17 protein-coding genes are annotated in these 19,027 nt (G+C 65.4%); 12 read left to right on the top strand and 5 right to left on the bottom strand.

Translation table 11 applies throughout. The features are described from left to right. Positions 1-413: 413 nt before the first annotated feature. On the top strand, positions 414-2,051 hold the full coding sequence (locus ABRP28_RS05365) for a ComEC/Rec2 family competence protein (RefSeq protein WP_350003206.1): 1,638 nt from the start codon (positions 414-416) through the stop codon (positions 2,049-2,051). Next, entirely contained in the window at positions 1,985-3,001 is a 1,017-nt protein-coding gene (gene holA / locus ABRP28_RS05360; protein WP_350003208.1) for a DNA polymerase III subunit delta, read from the top strand. Before ABRP28_RS05365 ends, holA begins: the two co-directional genes overlap by 67 nt. 196 nt (positions 3,002-3,197) lie before the next feature. On the opposite strand, the gene rpsT is transcribed toward holA, so the two are convergent. Together rpsT and ABRP28_RS05350 are read right to left on the bottom strand one after the other, a co-directional pair. Next, positions 3,198-3,458, bottom strand: coding sequence for a 30S ribosomal protein S20 (gene rpsT, locus ABRP28_RS05355; RefSeq protein ID WP_056739236.1), 261 nt, complete (start codon positions 3,456-3,458; stop codon positions 3,198-3,200). A gap of 170 nt (positions 3,459-3,628) precedes the next feature. After that, entirely contained in the window at positions 3,629-4,189 is a 561-nt protein-coding gene (locus ABRP28_RS05350; RefSeq protein ID WP_350003209.1) for a type II toxin-antitoxin system PemK/MazF family toxin, read from the bottom strand. A 177-nt stretch (positions 4,190-4,366) separates the two neighbouring features. Here ABRP28_RS05350 and lepA point away from each other — a divergent pair, with 177 nt between their 5' ends. Together lepA and hemW are read left to right on the top strand one after the other, a co-directional pair. Beyond that, on the top strand, positions 4,367-6,220 hold the full coding sequence (gene lepA / locus ABRP28_RS05345; RefSeq protein ID WP_231454271.1) for a translation elongation factor 4: 1,854 nt from the start codon (positions 4,367-4,369) through the stop codon (positions 6,218-6,220). A gap of 36 nt (positions 6,221-6,256) precedes the next feature. Further along, complete coding sequence (hemW, locus tag ABRP28_RS05340) at positions 6,257-7,486, top strand: radical SAM family heme chaperone HemW (RefSeq protein ID WP_350003211.1); 1,230 nt, start codon at positions 6,257-6,259, stop codon at positions 7,484-7,486. 85 nt (positions 7,487-7,571) lie between these two features. On the opposite strand, the gene ABRP28_RS05335 is transcribed toward hemW, so the two are convergent. Both ABRP28_RS05335 and ABRP28_RS05330 read right to left on the bottom strand, forming a co-directional pair. Further along, the gene (locus ABRP28_RS05335) at positions 7,572-7,991 is read right to left on the bottom strand and encodes a DUF4870 domain-containing protein (protein ID WP_350003213.1); all 420 of its coding nucleotides are present in this window, start codon (positions 7,989-7,991) and stop codon (positions 7,572-7,574) included. 152 nt (positions 7,992-8,143) lie between these two features. Further along, a complete protein-coding gene (locus ABRP28_RS05330; RefSeq protein ID WP_350003214.1) occupies positions 8,144-8,989 on the bottom strand; it encodes a DUF3097 domain-containing protein in 846 nt (281 codons plus the stop codon). Between the two features lie 175 nt (positions 8,990-9,164). Between ABRP28_RS05330 and hrcA the strand changes: the two genes are divergently transcribed. The 3 genes from hrcA (at position 9,165) to ABRP28_RS05315 (ending at position 12,169) form a co-directional block, all read left to right on the top strand. Then, positions 9,165-10,178: a heat-inducible transcriptional repressor HrcA gene (gene hrcA / locus ABRP28_RS05325; protein WP_350003215.1), complete on the top strand. Its 1,014-nt coding sequence runs from the start codon at positions 9,165-9,167 to the stop codon at positions 10,176-10,178. Positions 10,179-10,259: 81 nt separating this feature from the next. Further along, entirely contained in the window at positions 10,260-11,387 is a 1,128-nt protein-coding gene (gene dnaJ, locus ABRP28_RS05320; protein WP_350003216.1) for a molecular chaperone DnaJ, read from the top strand. Between the two features lie 2 nt (positions 11,388-11,389). Further along, on the top strand, positions 11,390-12,169 hold the full coding sequence (locus ABRP28_RS05315) for a 16S rRNA (uracil(1498)-N(3))-methyltransferase (protein WP_350003219.1): 780 nt from the start codon (positions 11,390-11,392) through the stop codon (positions 12,167-12,169). 28 nt (positions 12,170-12,197) lie between these two features. Here ABRP28_RS05315 and ABRP28_RS05310 read toward each other — a convergent pair whose 3' ends face one another. Beyond that, positions 12,198-13,145 carry a GerMN domain-containing protein gene (locus ABRP28_RS05310; RefSeq protein WP_350003221.1) on the bottom strand — a complete coding sequence of 316 codons (948 nt, stop codon included), beginning with the start codon at positions 13,143-13,145 and terminating at the stop codon, positions 12,198-12,200. A gap of 366 nt (positions 13,146-13,511) precedes the next feature. Between ABRP28_RS05310 and ABRP28_RS05305 the strand changes: the two genes are divergently transcribed. The 5 genes from ABRP28_RS05305 (at position 13,512) to ABRP28_RS05285 (ending at position 19,009) form a co-directional block, all read left to right on the top strand. Further along, entirely contained in the window at positions 13,512-14,600 is a 1,089-nt protein-coding gene (locus ABRP28_RS05305; RefSeq protein ID WP_231454279.1) for a PhoH family protein, read from the top strand. Beyond that, positions 14,597-15,070 (top strand): rRNA maturation RNase YbeY, encoded by a 474-nt coding sequence (ybeY, locus tag ABRP28_RS05300; RefSeq protein ID WP_231454280.1) that lies wholly within the window; start codon positions 14,597-14,599, stop codon positions 15,068-15,070. Before ABRP28_RS05305 ends, ybeY begins: the two co-directional genes overlap by 4 nt. Further along, on the top strand, positions 15,067-16,398 hold the full coding sequence (locus tag ABRP28_RS05295) for a hemolysin family protein (protein WP_350003224.1): 1,332 nt from the start codon (positions 15,067-15,069) through the stop codon (positions 16,396-16,398). Before ybeY ends, ABRP28_RS05295 begins: the two co-directional genes overlap by 4 nt. Continuing rightward, complete coding sequence (gene era, locus ABRP28_RS05290; RefSeq protein ID WP_350003225.1) at positions 16,382-17,341, top strand: GTPase Era; 960 nt, start codon at positions 16,382-16,384, stop codon at positions 17,339-17,341. Before ABRP28_RS05295 ends, era begins: the two co-directional genes overlap by 17 nt. Before the next feature lie 216 nt (positions 17,342-17,557). Further along, entirely contained in the window at positions 17,558-19,009 is a 1,452-nt protein-coding gene (locus ABRP28_RS05285) for an LCP family protein (RefSeq protein ID WP_350003403.1), read from the top strand. Positions 19,010-19,027: the final 18 nt, after the last annotated feature.

Here is a 19,027-nt window from a genome sequence, read left to right as displayed (position 1 = left end):
AGCGGTATGTGGAGTCTGCAGTCAGGGGACCCACAGCTGTGCCCGGACCAGCGCGCACAACTGGCGCCGAAGGAAGCCTCCGGCGGACCGGGGATACGACGAAATCGGGTTCCGGAACAGAGCCGGGACAGCGCCGGAACTTCACGGTTCCCGCGACTTTAGGGCAGCGTGTCCAAGAGCAGTGGGACGGGGTGCGGGGTTCTGCCTGGCAGGGAAAAACGAAGGGGAATGGAGGGAAAGACGCAGCTGCCGGCAGCGAGGAGTCCCGCCGCCGCACCGACGTCCGTCTCGCCGTGCCGGCTGTGGCCGTATGGGCGGCCTCCATCGCGGGGCTTTGGCTGCAGCCGCTGGCACTGGCGGCACTCTGTTGTAGTTTTGCTCTTGCAGGGATGCTGTTGATACGCCGGAGCCGCTTGCGATTCACACCAAGGACAGAACGCCCGCGCGCCCGGCGCAGTTTCCTGTCCACCTGCGCGGCAGCACTCTTCCTGGCGGCGGCCGCGGCCGCACACTCGGCTGCGGCAGCCAGCCAGCGGTACGAGGGGCCCCTGGCTGAGGCTGTTGCTGCAGGGAAATCAGTAGTGGCCGTCGTCGAAGTGGCCGGCGGCCCCCGGGCGCTCACTGCACCAGGCCAGGCGGGAACGCCGGAACGCTGGTCAGTGCCTGTCTGGACCCGCGACGTCAGCACCGGCGGTGTCCTGCTCCGAACCCGGGCTCAGCTTGTGGTTATGGGCGGCGGCGACTGGGGCAGTGTGGTGACCGGCCAGCTGGTCCGCGCAACGGGAAAGCTTCGGCCGCCAGTGCCAGGAACGGAGGAAGCCGCGATTCTCACGGCCTCCTCAGGCCCGGGCCAGGCCACCGCCGTGCCAATCCTGGAGGGATCGGCCAAAGAACTTCGGGAACAATTCGTGGCCGCGTCCTCCTTCCTCACCCCCGATCCCCGCGGCCTGCTGCCGGGCATGGTCACGGGAGACACCACGGCGCTGGACGAGGGACTGGAGACTGCCATGAAGGGGGTGGGCATGACGCACCTGACGGCCGTCAGCGGCGCCAACTGCAGCCTGGTCCTTGGGGCACTGTTGCTGGCTTGCCGGGGCCTGCGCCTGCCGCGCCTCCCCGCCGCTGCCCTGGCCGGCGCCGGCCTCTGGCTCTTCGTGCTCCTCGTGGGGCCGGACGCCAGCGTCCTGCGGGCAGCCCTCATGGGTGCCATCGCCGTCATATCACTGGCCGGCGGGCGTTCCGGACGGGGCCTCAGCTTCCTGTGCCTTGCGGTGATCGGCCTGCTGCTGACAGACCCTGGCCTGGGGTCCAGCTTCGGGTTTCTCCTGTCCGTTCTGGCCACCCTGGGAATCATTGTCCTTGGCCGGCGAATCATCAGTTGGATGCCCGGGTTCGTTCCGCGCTGGGCGGCAGCAGCGGTGGCCGTCCCGCTGTCAGCCCAGCTACTCTGCGGACCGGTGATCGTGATCCTGCAACCCCAGTTTTCCACCTACTCGCTGTTGGCAAACATTATCGCCTCGCCCCTGGTGGCTCCTGTGACATTGCTGGGGACGGCAGCTGTTCCCCTGGTGGTTCTTGCCCCGTGGGCGGCAACCGCCCTCATCGCGGTGGCCGGGACGTTCAGTGCCGGCGTCGCCGCCGTGGCAAGGTTCACGTCACAGCTCCCGGGAGCATCGCTGCCCTGGCCGGAAGGCATTCACGGGCTGCTGACCATGCTGTTCCTGTCTGTTCTGACGTATGGAACCGTCTGGGCTTGTGCCCGGCCGCGCCAGGCCGGCGGGTTGGTCATGTCCTGTCACCGGCATCTCGTTTCGCTCATCGAAGCCCTGGAGGATAGGGCTGTCCTGTCGCTCCGCCGCTGGGGCTTCCGGCAGGAGCCCGGGACGATGTGGAAGATGGCGCGGCAGCCCGGCCCCGGCTTGGAGCGGGGAGCCGGACGTGGCAGGCTGGGATACTCCACAATACTTTCCGGAAGGAACCCACGATGGCCGCTGCGCAGAAGCGAGCAACCCGTTCCCCGGCATCCAATGCGGCCACCTGGCGGGACGTAGCGCCTGCAGCGGTGGTGCTGGTCAGCGGCCCGGAAGAGTATCTGGGCATCAGGGCCATGGACCGCATCCGCGCGCAGGTGCGGGCGGCGGCACCCGACGTGGAGGTCAGCCGGATCAACGCGGCTGCCTATGAGCCCGGCACCCTGCTGATGCAGGTCAGTCCCTCGCTGTTCGGTGAGAGCAAGCTCATCGAGGTTGAAGCCGTCGAAGCCATGAACGATGCCTTCCTCGCTGATGCGCTTCGGTACGTGGAACACACGGAACCCGATGCCGTCCTGGTCCTCCGGCACGGCGGGGGAGTCCGGGGAAAGAAGCTCCTGGACGCCGTCAAGAAGGGCGGCTGGCCGGTGGTGGACTGCCAGCCGCTCAAGAAAGACGCAGACAAGGTGGCCTTTGTGGCGGCCGAATTCAAGGCGGGCGGCCGCCGTATTGAGCAGGACGCCGTCCAGGCCCTGGTCAACGCGGTTGGAGCCAACCTTTCAGAACTTGCCGCCGCATGCAGCCAGCTCATCGCCGACGCGGGAACCACCGTAACCTCGGACATCGTGGACCGCTACTACGGTGGCCGTATCGAGGCGACAGCATTTAAGGTGGCTGACGCTGCCATGGCGGGCAATGCGCCCTTGGCCCTGTCCACCCTCCGACATGCCCTGGCCACCGGAGCGGATCCCGTACCGTTGGTGGCCGCGCTGGCCGCAAAGCTCCGAACGGTGGCGCGGGTTGCCGGCGCATCCGGATCCTCCGCCCAGATAGCCGCAGAGCTTGGCATGCAACCCTGGCTGGTTGAGCAGGCGCAGCGGGACGTGCGGCGATGGACGCCGGACGGGCTGGTCCGGTCCATCCAGGCCACCGCCGAGGCCGACGCGCAGGTCAAAGGACTTTCGCGCGACCCCGTCTATGCCGTGGAGCACGCGGTTACGGTCATTGCCATGTCTGTCCAGGGCTGCTGACCGTCGACCAGGCCCCCGGCGAAACTTTCCCGGGACGCCGGTCAGCCGAATTTCCTAAGCTTGTGAGCGGGCCGGAAGCTACAAGGCCTTAGTCCGCGCATGAGGTTAGGCAACGGACCTAACTCTGCACTTAAAGATGTGTGGCCGGCACCCGAGGGTACCGGCCACAACCATCAGTTCAAACGAACTGGAAACCTTACAGTGCGTTGACCTTCTTGGAGATCGCCGACTTGCGGTTCGCTGCGTTGTTCTTGTGCAGAACACCCTTGCTAACAGCCTTGTCCAGCTTGCGGCTGGCAGTAACCAGGGCAGCAGCAGCTGCATCCTTGTCCGTGGACTCAACGGCGGTGTTGACGGCGCGGATGGCCGTCTTCAGCTCGGACTTGACTGCGTTGTTGCGCAGCCGTGCCTTCTCGTTGGTAAGGATGCGCTTCTTCTGGGACTTGATATTCGCCACGTGTGAACTCTCTTTTTAATGCGGAAATGGTCTAGAGGGCTTTCAGGTTGGCCATTGACTGAGCGGCGTGGGGATACCTATGGCGGCCAACCATCAGTGGCCGTCGACCTGCACGGACACACAGCTATAAAGAATAGCAGGTCAGGGGCAACTCCTGCCATTTCACAGGCTCAGGCCCAGCCGTGTCGCCGGCGCAAGGAGGAGGCCACCCGCTCGAAACGGTTGCGGTCCAGTACGGCACCCTCCCGCCGGATGCCGTCCGGGCGGAGCTGGAGGACGCGGTCCAGCCGGGCTTCACTGGGGCGGCCCTGACGGTCCCAGCCTCCAACTCCGATGTCCACGTAGTCCGCTGAGGCTGCAGTATCAGGAACCCGGTCCCTGCTGGTCAGCATCAGTCCGAGCAGGTAGCCGCCGTTGCGGCCCACCAGCAGGACTGGCCGGTCCTTCCCGCGGCTGTGGTCTTCTTCGTACGGCACCCAGGCCCACACCACTTCCCCCGGATCGGGCTCGCCATCCGGACTGGCTGCATACCTAACGGTGAACTTTCCGTGGAAGTCCCCGGGGTAGGTGGTAGCGGCAGCGGCGCCGCCCCCAGCCTGTCCATTGCCGGAAGCCGGCGTGGCCCGGCCGGGGGAGGGGTGGCCAGCAGCCCCGGCAGCCCTTCGCGCCTTTCGGAGTGTTCGCAGTCCTGTCCTGACCGCGTCCTGCAGTGATCGGAGATTGAAAACCATCCAGCCACCCTATAGCTGCCTCGCGCACGGGAGAATGAAGGCGGCTACTCCGTCCAGGATGCGGTGTGGCAGCTTCCGACGTGGGACACTGGAGGTTGAAAATGTGCGGCCTGTCCGCGGGCCGCCCACGGCGGGCCCGGCGGTGGCCGTGTGAATGCCAAGAGTAAGGACCCCTGCGTGTCTCCCATGGCCCGCACCGCACCGGTGCCCGCCGCGACAGATCCGGCCATTATTCGGAATTTCTGTATCATCGCGCACATTGACCACGGTAAGTCCACCCTGGCCGACCGGATGCTGCAGTTCACCGGCGTAGTCCAGTCCCGTGACATGAAGGCACAGTACCTGGACCGGATGGACATCGAGCGCGAACGCGGCATCACCATCAAATCCCAGGCAGTCCGTATGCCGTGGGAACTGGACGGCACCAGCTACGCGCTGAACATGATCGACACGCCCGGACACGTCGACTTCACCTACGAGGTCTCCCGCTCGCTCGCGGCGTGTGAGGGAGCGATCCTCCTGGTGGACGCTGCCCAGGGGATCGAGGCCCAGACCCTCGCCAACCTGTACCTGGCGATGGAGAACAACCTCACCATCATTCCGGTCCTGAACAAGATCGACCTTCCGGCAGCGCAGCCGGAGAAGTACGCGGCCGAGCTGGCCAGCCTGATCGGCGGCGAACCTGAGGACGTCCTGCGCGTTTCCGGCAAGACCGGCATGGGCGTCGAGGCGCTGCTGGACAAGATTGTCCGCGACCTTCCAGCGCCACAGGGCGACGCCAATGCCCCCGCCCGCGCCATGATCTTTGACTCCGTCTATGACACCTACCGCGGCGTGGTGACCTACGTCCGGGTGGTGGACGGCATGCTGCATCCCCGTGAGCGCATCCAGATGATGTCCACCCGGGCCACCCACGAACTCCTCGAAATCGGTGTGAGCTCACCGGAACCCACACCCTCCAAGGGCCTGGGCGTCGGCGAAGTGGGCTACCTCATCACGGGTGTGAAGGACGTCCGCCTGTCCAAGGTGGGCGATACCGTCACCAACATGGCCAAGCCTGCCGCAGACTCTCTTCCCGGTTACGCGGATGCCAAGCCCATGGTCTTCTCTGGCCTCTATCCGCTGGATGGCACGGACTACCCGGTGCTGCGCGATGCGCTGGAGAAGCTGATGCTCAACGACGCCGCCCTGGTATACGAGCCCGAGACGTCTGCCGCGCTGGGCTTCGGTTTCCGCGTAGGCTTCCTGGGCCTGCTCCACCTTGAGATCACGCGCGAGCGGCTCGAGCGCGAGTACAACCTGGATCTGATCTCCACCGCACCCAACGTGGAATACGAGGTGACGCTGGAGGACAAGAAGGTGGTCCACGTGACCAACCCCAGCGAATACCCGTCCGGCAAAATCTCCGAAGTCCGCGAGCCCATGGTGGCCGCCACCATCCTGGCTCCCAACGAATTTGTCGGCGCGATCATGGAGCTGTGCCAGAGCCGCCGCGGCGTGATGGGCGGCATGGACTACCTGTCAGAGGACCGGGTGGAAATCCGGTACCGCCTGCCGCTGGCCGAGATCGTGTTCGACTTCTTCGACATCCTGAAGTCCAAGACCCGCGGCTACGGCTCCTTGGACTGGAAGGCCGACGGCGACCAGGTGGCCGACCTTGTGAAGGTGGACATCATGCTCCAGGGCGAACAGGTTGACGCCTTCTCCGCCATCACCCACCGGGACAAGGCCTACGCGTACGGCGTCATGATGACCACCAAGCTGCGCGAGCTTATCCCGCGCCAGCAGTTCGAGGTGCCCATCCAGGCGGCCATCGGTTCCAGGATCATCGCCCGCGAAAGCATCCGCGCCATCCGCAAGGACGTCCTGGCCAAGTGCTACGGCGGTGACATCTCCCGTAAGCGGAAACTGCTGGAGAAGCAGAAGGAAGGCAAGAAGCGCATGAAGATGGTGGGGCGCGTCGAGGTCCCCCAGGAAGCCTTCATCGCTGCGCTCACCACCGACGAGTCCAAGGACAAGGCCAGGAAGTAGTGGTTACAGCAGCCGGTACTGCCGGAGGCCCCTGCAGTGCCTAGCGTTCTTCCCCTTGGCGACCCGGCGCCGTCGGACGGTCTGCTGCCCCACCAGGCAGCCGATGGTGCGGCGGAGCGGGCGTTCGGGCTTTATGTACACATCCCGTTCTGCGCGGTCCGCTGCGGGTACTGCGATTTCAACACCTATACCGCCACGGAACTTGGCGGCGGTGCCTCCCAGGACGCCTATGCCGCCACCGCGGCCTCGGAAGTGTCCCTGGCAGCCAGAGTCCTCACGGAATCAGGCCTGCCCGCGCGGCCGCTCAGCACGGTGTTCTTCGGGGGCGGCACGCCAACCCTGCTTCCCGCGGAGGACTTGGCCCTGATCCTGGGACGCGCCATCGACCTGTGGGGGATCGAGGAGGGCGCCGAGGTCACCACGGAGGCGAACCCGGACTCCGTCACCCCCGAGTCCCTTGCCATCCTCAAGGACGCCGGCTTCACCCGGATCTCGTTCGGCATGCAGTCAGCTGTTCCCCACGTCCTCAAGGTCCTGGACAGGACCCACACGCCCAGCCGCGTGCCGCAGGTTGTGCAGTGGGCCCGCGACGCCGGACTGGCCGTCAGCCTGGACCTCATCTATGGCACGCCCGGGGAGTCCCTGGAGGACTGGCGGTACTCGCTCGAGACGGCGCTTTCCTACCAGCCGGACCACATCAGCGCCTACGCGCTGATCATCGAAGACGGAACGAAGCTTGCCGCCCAGATCCGCCGTGGTGAAGTCCCCGGGATCGACGACGACGACCACGCCGACAAGTACGAGCTCGCCGATGAGCTGATCACCAAGGCCGGCCTGGGCTGGTACGAGGTCAGCAACTGGGCGCGCACGCCCGGACAGGCCTGCCGCCACAACCTGGCCTACTGGCGCGGCGACGACTGGTGGGGGATTGGGCCGGGGGCCCACTCGCATGTGGGCGGTGTGCGGTGGTGGAACGTCAAGCACCCCACTGCCTACGCGGGGCGCCTGGCGCAGGGAGTGTCACCGGCGGCCGGCAGGGAAACCCTGGATGCGGAAACACGGAACATGGAGCGCGTGATGCTTGAGGTCCGCCTTCAATCCGGCCTCGAGATCTCCTCGCTGGGCACCGCAGGACGGCGCGAGGTGGCCGGGCTCATCGCGGAGGAACTGATTGATCCCGCCGCCGCCTTCGCAGGCCGCCTGGTCCTCACGCTGAAAGGCCGGCTGCTGGCTGACGCCGTGGTGCGCCGGGTCCTGCCGGACTAGCAGTTTCAGTGCTGGGCTGCGGGCGGTGGGCCCACGCCGGCGAGGGCCCCGGCACGAGCTTGCGAGTGCTGGGAGCCGGAGGGGACTACTTAATCCAGCGCAGGTTGTACTGGTAACGGTGCGGCTGGCCTTTGTTCACATGGATGCCGGCCGCCACGGAGAAACAGGTCAGGGCAATCCAGATGAGGGTGGCAATCACGGCGAAGATGTTGCCGATCACCGGAACGAACACCAGGATGTTCGCCACCACGGCGGCGATGGTGGGAGGCAGGCTGAAGTTCAGCGCTTCCTTGGACTCCTGCGCCGTGAAAGGGCCCCTGTCCCGGAAAATGAGGTAGATCAGAAGAGCAGGAACGCAGCCAAGGATTCCGCCAAAGTGCGCCATGGTGGCCCACTGCCGGTCTTCGCTGGCTGTCAGGGGCAGCGCATTCGCCGGAACGCCATGGTATTCCGAACGGCCCTGGCCGCCCTGGGTGTCCCTGTGATCGCGTGCGTTTTCTGCCACAGTCTGTTCCTTCTAAAAGTGCAATGGTGCTGGCTAAGAATGCATATCAGTTGAGACGGACTGCAAATGACGCAGATCCGCAGTACCAAGAATACTGGCTGGAGGCGCGGATGCTGGTCCGGGGCTCCGCGCACGGCGGCGCGGCGGTCCGGTCAGGGAACCGTCAGGAAGTCAATGACTTCCTCCACCCTCCCCAGCAGGGAGGCTTCCAGGTCCGCGTAGGTGCGGACAGCACCCAGCAACTTCTGCCACCCAAGCCCAATATCCTCCTTGGTGGCGTGGGGCCAGCCGAACGCGGCAAGGATCCCGGTCTTCCAGTCCTGCCCGCGCGGCACCACCGGCCATTTTTCGATGCCCAGCACGGCAGGCCGGATCGCCTGCCAGACGTCCACGTAGGGGTGGCCCACGATCAGCACGTTCCCGGCAGCCCCCGGTGAGGCCATCACGGCGTCCGCAATGCGGGACTCCTTGGAGTCCGGCACCAGGTGGTCCACCAGGACGCCCAGGCGCCGGCCCGGACCGGGCCTGAAGTCTGCCACTGCCGCGGCAAGGTCGTCGATGCCGTGGAGGGGTTCGACGACGATGCCTTCCACCCGAAGGTCGTCTCCCCAGACCTTCTCCACCAGTTCGGCGTCGTGCTTTCCCTCCACCCAGATCCGGCTGGCCTTGGCCACCTGCGCGCGCTGGCCGGCCACCCGGACTGAACCTGATGCTGTCCTGCCGGTGGCGGCGGGTGCCTGCCGCGGCGCCGGGGGAAGAAGCTTAATGGCCTGGCCTTCGAGGAGGAAGCCGAAGCCCAGGCGGAAAGACCTTGATTTGCCGCGGCTGTCTTCCAGAGCCACCACATGCATGCCCCCGGATTTCTCCACGCGTGTCACGGCGCCCACCCAGCCGGACTGGACGTCCTCCAGCACCATTCCCCGTTCAATAGGAACTTCAGGCAGTTCAGCCTTTGACGGAGCGGACATGTCCTGGGGACCCCAGTTCTGGTACTGCATGATTCACTCCGCCTAGCGCTCGATCACAGGTCCGGAATTTCGCCCGGAGCGGTACCAATGCTAGCAACGGGGAGAGGCATAATAAACTGTTAGCACTTGGGCATGTCGAGTGCTAAACGATGAGCGGCACAGCGCGGGCGGCGCGGCCGCCCCGAACCCTGGATGGAGGTGGAGTGTGAGCGAGCCACGCAAACTTGAAGTACTCCGTGCCATCGTGGAGGACTACGTCCACTCCCGCGAGCCCGTGGGGTCCAAAGCCCTGGTGGAGCGCCACCATCTCGGTGTGTCCAGCGCAACCATCAGGAATGACATGGCGGCCCTGGAGGAAGAGGGCCTGATCACGGCTCCGCACACCAGCGCCGGCCGGATCCCCACGGACAAGGGTTACAGGCTGTTCGTCGACCAGATCTCCGCCGTCAAGCCGCTGTCCCAAGCGGAGCGCCGCGCCATCCAGTCCCTGCTGGAAGGATCGGATGACCTGGACGACGTCCTGGACCGGACCGTCCGGCTGCTGTCGCAGCTCACCAACCAGGTTGCAGTGGTCCAGTACCCGCACCTGAGCAGGGCACTGGTCCGGCATATCGAATTCGTCCTCCTGGCCCCGCGGAAGGTGCTGGTGGTGTTGATCGCCAACAGCGGCAAGGTGGAGCAACGTGTTATCGACGTCGGACAGGACCTGGGGGACGAAGCCCTGGCGGCTCTTCGGTCCCGGTTCCTTGGCTCGCTTGCCGGAACACCACTGAGCCATCTGTCCCAGTCCCTGCCAGCGGTGGTGGCCATGGCCGCCCCGGGGCAGCGGCAGGCGGCCCAGGCCCTCGCTATCGGCCTGGAGGCGCTGGCACAGAGCAGCCGCGAGGAACGCATGGTCATGGCGGGCACAGCCAACCTGGCAAGGTCCAACGTGGACTTCCCGCTCAGCATCGGCCCAGTGCTGGAAGCACTTGAGGAGCAGGTTGTTATGCTCCGCCTGTTGAGCGAGATGGCGCAGGACCACCGCGGGGTGGCTGTCAGCATTGGCCGCGAGAATCCCTACGACGGGCTGGCCGAGGCATCGGTTGTAGCCACAGGCTACGGCCCGGACAGCGCAGCGAAAATCGGCGTGCTCGGGCCAACACGCATGGACTATCCCACCACCATGGCCGCCGTCAGGGCAGTTGCCCGCTACCTTTCCCGGATCCTGGGCCCCTGAGGTCCATCCCGGGCCACTGGACACCCACAGCATTTCCAGCAGTCCAACTGCAGGCAGTACAACAAGGAAGAGATACGAACTTTGAGCAGCCACTACGACGTCCTTGGAGTCTCACCGGAGGCCACGGGAGAAGAGATCAAGAAGGCCTACCGCAAGCTGGCACGCACCCTGCACCCGGACGTCAACCCGGGTGAGGATGCGTCGGACCGCTTCAAGGCTGTAACGCATGCCTATGAAGTCCTGTCCGACCCGCAGAAACGCCGGGTGTACGACACCACAGGCAACGAAAACGGCACGGACAACGGCTTCGGCGGAGGCAGCTACGCCGGCCAGGGGTTCGCGTTCCAGGACATTTTCGACACCTTCTTTGGCGCCGGCGGTTCCACCGGCCCGGCTTCCCGCGTGCGGCGCGGGCAGGATGCCCTCATCAGCGTGCGGATCGAACTGCGCGACGCTGTCTTCGGTGTCAATAAGAAGCTCGAAGTGGACACTGCGGTCACGTGCCCAACCTGTGAGGGTTCCTGCTGCCAGCCCGGCAGCCATCCGGAACGCTGCGACATCTGTGGCGGCAGCGGCCAGGTCCAGCGCGCCGTCCGTTCCATCCTGGGACAGGTCATGACCGCGGCCCCATGCGGAACCTGTGAAGGCTTCGGCACCGTCATCAAGGACCCGTGCAACGAATGCAGCGGCCAGGGGCGCATCCGCAGCCGCCGTTCGCTGACCATCAAGGTTCCCGCCGGCGTAGCCACCGGAACGCGCATCCAGCTTTCCGGCCAGGGGGAGGCAGGCCCGGCCGGCGGACCTTCCGGTGACCTGTACGTTGAGATCCGCGTCAACAACGACGCCACCTACGTCCGCGACAACGACGATCTCCACGCCACCCTCCACATCCCCATGACGGCCGCCGCCCTGGGCACCGAAGTAAGCCTGGAAACGTTCGACGGGCCACAGGAAATCGACGTCAAGCCCGGCACCCAGTCCGGCGAAATCATTACCCTTCGCGGACTTGGCGTGACCCACCTGCGCGGTTACGGCCGCGGCGACCTCAAGGTTCACCTGCAGGTTGAAACACCCGCCAAGCTTGATGCCGCGCAGGAAGAGCTCATGCGGCAGTTGGCCAAAATGCGCGGTGAGCAGATCACCGAGGGCAAGCTTGCAGCCAGCGGCGGCATGTTCGCCAAGCTCCGGGACCGGCTCGGTAACCTGTAGCGGTGAGCAACCCTGTCTTCTTCACCCCGCCCGGGTCCCTGGACCACATGACGGCGGGGCGGGCCTTTGTCCTCGACGGGACCGAGGCGCGGCACGCCGTCACGGTCAAGCGGCTCGCCCCGGGCGAGCCCGTCGACATTGTTGACGGCGCGGGGACGCGGATGAGCGGACGGGTGCTTACGGCGTCGCCCGCCGCCCTCGAGGTGGAGTGCACCTCCCTTGCTGTGGAGGAGCGGCCGGCCATAAGGCTGGTGCTGGTGCAGGCCCTGGCCAAGGGCGACAGGGATGAACTCGCCATCGAAACGGCCACCGAACTCGGAATCGACGCCGTCATACCCTGGCAGTCCGAACGGTCCATCGTGCGGTGGAAGGGCGACCGGGCAGCTAAGGCCCACGCAAAGTGGCAGTCCGTTGTGGCGGCGGCAGCCAAGCAGGCACGCCGGGCGTGGGTCCCCGAGGTGCGGCCCGCCGTTGACACTGCCGCGCTGGCCGGACTCGTAGAGGCCGCAGGGCTGGCCATTATCCTCCATGAAGACGCCGTGCGCCCCCTGCGCACCGTACTGGAAACCTGGCAGGGCCGGGATGGAACGGAACCGTGCGAAGTGCTGCTGATCGTCGGGCCGGAAGGCGGCATCAGCCCCAGGGAAGTAACAAGGCTCTGCGGCAAGGGCGCCCTCACCGCCCTGCTGGGGCACCATGTCCTGCGCTCATCAACCGCCGGGCCGGCCGCCGTTGTCCTTGCCAGCGACGTCTTAGGCCGTTGGACCGCACCCCTGCCCTAAACCTGCCGGTTTTTATCCGGCTGGGCAGCTACCGGACCTTAAAGGCCCGGGAGTCTTCATTCTGGTCCGGCTGATCGCCGGCGCCGGCCTGGGCCACCTTCAGTTCGTAGTCGCCGGCCGGCAGCGTGAGGGCAAGCGAAAACAGGCCGGCCTGGCCCGGCTCCGCTGCCGCCGTCGTCTCCCCGGTCAGGAACGGCACCTTAGTGCCGTCCTCTTCCGCCCGCAGGATCTGCCAGCGGAGCTTCCCCCCGGAAAGCGTGCTGCGGCCGGTGATCTTGACACTCCCGGCGGCCACTTCTGAGTTTTCCTGCGGATCAATGATCCAGACAGGGGCCACCATGCCGCTGGCCCTGGTCATCAGCTCACCCAGCTGGATGTGGCCGAAAGCGACGTAATCGGTGTGCCCATCCACCAGGATCCGCACCCGGATCTGCTGCCCGGAATCGATAAGCCCTGAACTCGCCGCAGCGGCGGTGGCCGTGTACACCAGCTGCTGGACAGCGCGGCCGGCCATGTCGGCGTCGAGGTTGCTGTTGAAAGCGTCCTCGGAGACATCCACGGTGATGACGTCCTTTCCCGAGATGGACGTGGCCAGCTGGCCCGGGCTCTGCCACGGGGTAAAGAAATCCGGGTCAAGGGGCTTGTCCGACATCATCGCCCGCAAGGCCCGCGTCACCGGGTTCTCATTTTCGGGCACATCCCGGAATTCACGGTAAAGGAAGACGCTGCTATTGCTCCGGCCAATCCAGTAGACGGGCGCTTTGTTGGACGACTGCGTCGTCTCCAGCGGCGCGCTCGTGGAAGGCGCGGTCCCGGTCGCGGCGGGGACGGAGCCCAGCGCGCTGGTGGGTGAGGGACTCGGCTCGGCCAGGCAGCCCGCCAGGAGCGGAGCCACCATCAGAACCACTGCCAGGACGCCAGGGCGCACAGTGCCGCCAGGTCGTCCTGCCCTGCGGGGCGCAGCAGATTCCGGCACGTTTGTTGCCTGTCCTTTCAATGAATGACGGGCCGCTCCCCAAGCGGCAGATCCAGCAGTGGCTGGATTTCCAGCATGGCACAGGGCCTGGAGCTGAAGGGCCGGAATCGGGCCGCGGGGAGGAACTGCAACGGGAACGATATGAGGCCGATATGAAGTTGATACCTAATGGCGGAACCAACGGCCCTGCCATGTTGCCGGAAGCCGCCGGCCATTCCCTTTTCAGTCGTTGATGCGGTCCTGGCGTAAGATGGAAGGATCGCTGGTCAAGGCGCAACCGGTACATCGTCCAAGTACAACGTCCGGCCGCCGGCAGCGGGAATTGTTCCGGACTTTGAGGGGATCACGGGCCTGCGGGCCATCACTATGACTGAATCAGCGAATGGCAAGCGCCGGCTCAACACGGGAGAAGGCGCTGCGGGGGAATTTCCCCATACCCTCCCCGGCAGCCGTACCGAGGTAGTCCTTTTCGACAACTCCGACCAGATGGTCCAGTCCCTTGGCAGCCACGATGAGGCCCTGCGGTACATCGAGGAACAGTTCCCGGACGTCAACTTCCATGTCCGCGGCAACGAGCTCTCCATCACCGGGCCCGCCAGCGACGTGCCCCGCATCATGCGCCTCCTCCACGAGGTCCGCGGCCTCGTGGCCCGCGGCACGGTCATCAGCCCGGCGGTGCTGCAACAGCTTGTCGCGCTGCTCCGCACCCAGTCCCTGCAGAACCCCGTGGACGTGCTGACCCACGACATCCTGTCCAGCCGCGGAAAAACCATCCGCCCGAAGACGCTGAACCAGAAAACCTATGTTGATGCCATCGACACCAACACGGTCATCTTCGGCATCGGTCCGGCAGGAACCGGCAAGACCTACCTCGCGATGGCAAAGGCCGTCCAGGCACTGCAGCAGAAAGAGGTCAGCCGCATTATCCTGACCCGTCCCGCTGTAGAGGCGGGGGAGCGGCTGGGTTTCCTTCCCGGAACCCTCAGCGACAAGATCGATCCCTATCTGCGCCCGCTCTACGATGCCCTGCACGACATGATGGATCCTGAATCCATTCCCCGCCTGATGGCGGCCGGCACCATCGAAGTGGCGCCCCTGGCCTACATGCGCGGGCGGACGCTCAACGACGCCTTCATCATCCTTGACGAGGCGCAGAACACCACGCCGGAGCAAATGAAGATGTTCCTTACCAGGCTCGGCTTCGGGTCAAAGATGGTGGTCACCGGCGACGTCACCCAGGTGGACCTGCCTTTCGGCACCCGATCCGGACTCCGCATCGTCGAGGAAATCCTCCAGGGCATCGAAGGCGTCAGCTTCTCGGTCCTGGACGCGGCAGACGTCGTCCGGCACAGGCTCGTAGGCGATATCGTCAACGCCTACAGCATCTGGGATGAAACCCAGCGCAGCCGGGTGAAGCACTCGGCCGGCGCCGCCAAACGGGGGGAACACGCGTGAGCATCGAGGTCAACAATGAATCCGGCGTCCAGGTGGACGAAGCGGAAATCGTGGCGTTGTCCCGGTACATTTTTGAGCAGCTGTATATCCACCCGCAGGCCGAACTTTCCGTCCTGCTGGTGGACGAACCCGCAATGGAAAAGCTTCACATCGAGCTGATGGATGAGCCCGGTTCCACGGATGTCCTGTCCGTTCCCATGGATGAACTGACCCCCGGAACACCGGACCGGCCCACCCCCCAGGGCATGCTCGGCGACATTGCCATTTGCCCCCAGGTTGCCCGGGTGCAGGCCAAGAACGCGGGCCACACCCTGCAGGACGAGATGCTCCTGCTGACCACGCACGGAATCCTCCACCTCCTCGGATACGACCATGCAGAACCCGAGGAGAAGGCCGAGATGTTCGGGCTCCAGCGTGAGCTGCTGTCCGGCTTCACCGGCAAAGAAGCGCCCGCCGAGACCACCCAGTGACGCCTTTGCTCCTTGTCGCAATGGCCCTGGCTTTCCTGGCTGTTGCGGCTGTATTGACCGCGGCCGAGGCCGCCTTCAACTTCATTCCGCGCCACGACGCGGAAGAAGCCCTGCTGAAGAGCCGCGGGACCGCCCTGCGGCAGATCCTCTCCCGCCCGGTGGCCCACATCCGGGCACTGCGGTTCTGGCGCATCTGGTTTGAGATGGCGTCCGCCGTTGCGGTCGCCGTCCTGCTTTACAGCCTGCTGGACAACGTCTGGCTGGCAGGCCTTGCCGCTACCGGCATCATGGCGCTGCTGGGTTTCGTGATCGTGGGTGTTTCCCCGCGCCAGCTCGGCAGGCTCCACTCAGCGGCCGTTGTGCGCTCCACCGCCCCCATGATCCGCTTCCTGACCTGGGTTTTGGGGCCAATCCCCGGCTGGCTGGTCACGCTCGGCAGCACGGCCGCGCCCGGGGCGCCCGGCGGAGACGAGGCGTTCTTCAGCGAGCAGGAATTCCGCGAACTCGTGGAACGCGCCAGTGAGTCCGACATGATCGAGGACACCGAGGCGGAAATGATCCAGTCCGTCTTCGACTTCGGTGACACGCTGGTCCGCGCTGTCATGGTGCCACGAACGGACATCCTCACCATTGAGGCGGGCTCCAGCCTGCGCGAGGCGATGTCCCTGTTCCTCCGCTCCGGCTACTCCAGGATTCCGGTCATTGGCGAAAGCACGGACCAGATTCTGGGCATCATCTATTTGAAGGATGTTGCCGCCGTCATCCACGAACTCGCGCCCCACGAGGAACCGCCGCTGGTGGAGTCGCTTGCCCGGGAGGTGCGGTACGTTCCCGAATCGAAGCCGGTCAGCGACCTGCTCCGCGAGTTGCAGAAGGAGTCCACGCACGTGGCCATCGTGATCGACGAATACGGCGGAACTGCCGGACTGGTCACCCTGGAAGACCTCATCGAGGAAATCGTGGGGGAAATCGTGGACGAGTACGACACCGAAAGCGCCGAAGCCGTGGAGCTTGGTGACGGTTCCTACCGGGTCAGCGCCCGCATGGGCATCGATGACCTGGGTGAGCTCTTCGACATTGAACTGGACGATGACGAAGTGGACACCGTAGGCGGCCTGCTCGCTAAAGCGCTGGGCCGTGTACCCATCGTGGGAAGCACGGTGGAAGTGCAGGGCGTGTCCCTGCGGGCCGACAGGCTCGAAGGCCGCCGGAACCGAGTCAGCCACATCATTGCGGCGCGGGTGGCAAAAGAAGACACTGACCTTGAGGACCTCTTCCAAGAGGCGGAAGCAACCCAGCAGGGAGTTCCACGTGAGCAAGAAAAATAAGGCCGAAAGCCCCGACGATTTCGGCGGTTTCCGCGCAGGGTTCTCGGTCCTGGTGGGCCGGCCCAATGCGGGCAAGTCCACCCTGACCAACGCGCTGGTGGGCAAGAAGGTGGCCATCACGTCCGCCAAGCCCCAGACCACCCGGCACACCATCCGCGGCATTGTCCACCGCGAGGACGCGCAGCTGATCCTTGTGGACACGCCAGGGCTCCACCGCCCCCGCACGCTCCTGGGCAAACGCCTGAACGACCTCGTTGCGGACACGCTGGCGGAAGTGGATGCGATCGGGTTCTGCCTCCCGGCCAATGAAAAGATCGGCCCGGGGGACAAGTTCATTGCCGCCCAGCTGGCCGCAGTGGGCCGCATACCCGTCATCGCCATTGTCACCAAGGCCGACACTGTAGACCGCCAGGCCCTGACGGAACAGCTCCTGGCCGTGGCCGCCCTGGGCCGGGAAGTGCTCGGGGAGGAAGGCTGGAAGGACATTGTTCCCGTCTCGGCTACCGACGGCTTCCAGGTGGACACCGTCGCTGACGTCCTCATCAGCCACATGCCGCCGTCGCCGCCGCTCTACCCGGACGGTGAACTCACCGACGAGCCCGAAGCCGTAATGGTGGCGGAACTCATCCGGGAAGCGGCACTCGAAGGCGTCCGTGACGAGCTTCCGCACTCCCTCGCTGTGGTGGTGGAGGAAATCGTTCCCCGCGAGGACCGGCCGGAGGACAGCCCGATGCTCGACGTCCGGGTCAACCTCTACGTGGAGCGCCCCTCCCAAAAAGCGATCATCATCGGCAAGGGCGGCAGCCGGCTGCGTCAAGTCGGCACCAATGCGCGTAAAGGCATCGAGGCCCTCCTGGGTACCCGCATTTACTTGGACCTCCATGTGAAGGTGGCGAAGGACTGGCAGCGGGACCCGAAACAGCTGGTGAAGCTGGGTTTCTGAGCCCTTCATGAGGCGCGGCCGTTGGGCCGCCCGGCAATTTCCCAGCCTGGACCACTAAAATGGGCCGGATTTCGAATTTAGAGGAAGGTTCACCACGTGGGGCTAGGCCGCGATAAGCGCGACGACGGAGCTGAAGTGTCAACCGGGGGACCCGCGTCACGGCATGCGGAGGAGGGCACCCTCGGAGCCGCCCGCCACCTTGGGTCCCTTCACGGCATGCCGGTGTGGCTGAAGGTCGTCACCGCCGTGGTCTCCGTGGCCATGATTGGCGGGATCGCCTTCGCCGGTTTCTGGTTCCTGCGCCTTCAGAACAACATCTCCAGGGCTCCGCTGAACGCCGGCGGCGGCAACAACGAGCAGGTGAGCGACGCCACCGGGCGGATGCAGATCCTGATCCTTGGCTCGGACACCCGCGACGGCGAAAACGCCGAGTACGGCACAGCGGACGATTCCAAGGGCTATGGCAAGTCGGACGTCATGATGATGATGGACATCTCCGAGGACAACAAGCGCGTCAGCGTCATCAGTTTCCCCCGGGACCTGCTGGTGGACATTCCGGAATGCAAGGATGAAGAAACTAACCAGGTCTATCCCGCCCGCAGCGGCGTGATGATCAACGAGGCCATGGCTGAAGCCGGCATCGGTTGCGCCGTGGACACAGTCAACCAGCTCACCGGCCTGGAAGTGGACCACTTCATGATGGCAGACTTCACCGCCGTCAAGGAATTGTCCAACGCTGTTGGCGGTGTTGAGGTTTGCATCAGTGACGCTGTTTACGATCCTGATTCCCGCCTTCGGCTGCCTGCGGGCACCTCGGCAGTCCAGGGTGAGATGGCCCTCGCGTTCCTGCGGACGCGCCATGCATTTGCCGACGGCGGCGATTTGGGCCGGATCAAAGCCCAGCAGGGCTTCCTGTCCTCCCTGACCCGCAAAATCAAGGACGACGGGACGTTGTCCGATCCGGGCCGGATGCTCAAGATCGCCGACGTCGTGACCCAGAACCTGACCGTGGACGAAGGGCTGGCCTCGGTCCCCAGCCTGCTCACCATCGGCAACCGGCTCAAGGACATCGACATCAGCAAGGTGGCCTTCGTGGCCGTGCCCACCGCTCCGGCGCTGGCTGACCCCAACAGGCTGCAGATTGCCGAGCCCGATGGTTCCCAACTGTTTGCCGCCCTCCGGCAGGACGTGGATCTGACTGATCCCACGGCACCTACACAGCCGCCCACTGAATCGCCTGCACCCCCCACAGCCACCCCCACCGAGACCGCACCCCAGCTGCCGCCCTACGACAAATCCCTGCAGCCGGTCACCGTGGCCAACGGAAGCGGCGTCCCCGGACGCGCCCAGGAAATCGTGCAGGCCCTGGTCTCGGGCGGCTTCACCCAGGCCGGCCAGTTCGAGGCCACAGCTGTGGAGCAGTCGGTGGTCTATTACGGCACGGACTTCGCGGACGTGGCTGCGGACGTCGCCGCGGTGCTGGGAATCCCTGCCGCGCAGATGCTGCCGGCCCCCAATGTCGCGGGCGTCCAGGTGTACCTGGGCACCGACTTCACCACGGGAGTGACGTACGGGGCTCCTGCCGCGCTTCCGGAGGACATCGTCAACCAGACGGCGAAGGATGCGTCCTGCCAGCAGGCCAATCCTGCGCTCATCGTCCAGGATTAGCCGCCCGGCACGGAGCGG

It is taken from the genome of Pseudarthrobacter sp. WHRI 8279 (assembly GCF_040224115.2).
Lineage (GTDB): Bacteria > Actinomycetota > Actinomycetes > Actinomycetales > Micrococcaceae > Arthrobacter.
The sequence above is the reverse complement of the archived record's forward strand: the minus strand, read 5'-3'. Positions and strand labels throughout refer to the sequence as shown.

Excerpts from the sequence above, each read along its gene's own strand:
- holA (WP_350003208.1), top strand. The coding sequence starts at position 1,985 with ATGGCCGCTGCGCAGAAGCGAGCAACCCGTTCCCCGGCATCCAATGCG.
- ABRP28_RS05350 (WP_350003209.1), bottom strand. The coding sequence starts at position 4,189 with ATGGTTTTCAATCTCCGATCACTGCAGGACGCGGTCAGGACAGGACTG.
- ABRP28_RS05330 (WP_350003214.1), bottom strand. The coding sequence starts at position 8,989 with ATGCAGTACCAGAACTGGGGTCCCCAGGACATGTCCGCTCCGTCAAAG.
- ABRP28_RS05305 (WP_231454279.1), top strand. The coding sequence starts at position 13,512 with ATGACTGAATCAGCGAATGGCAAGCGCCGGCTCAACACGGGAGAAGGC.
- ABRP28_RS05285 (WP_350003403.1), top strand. The coding sequence starts at position 17,558 with ATGCCGGTGTGGCTGAAGGTCGTCACCGCCGTGGTCTCCGTGGCCATG.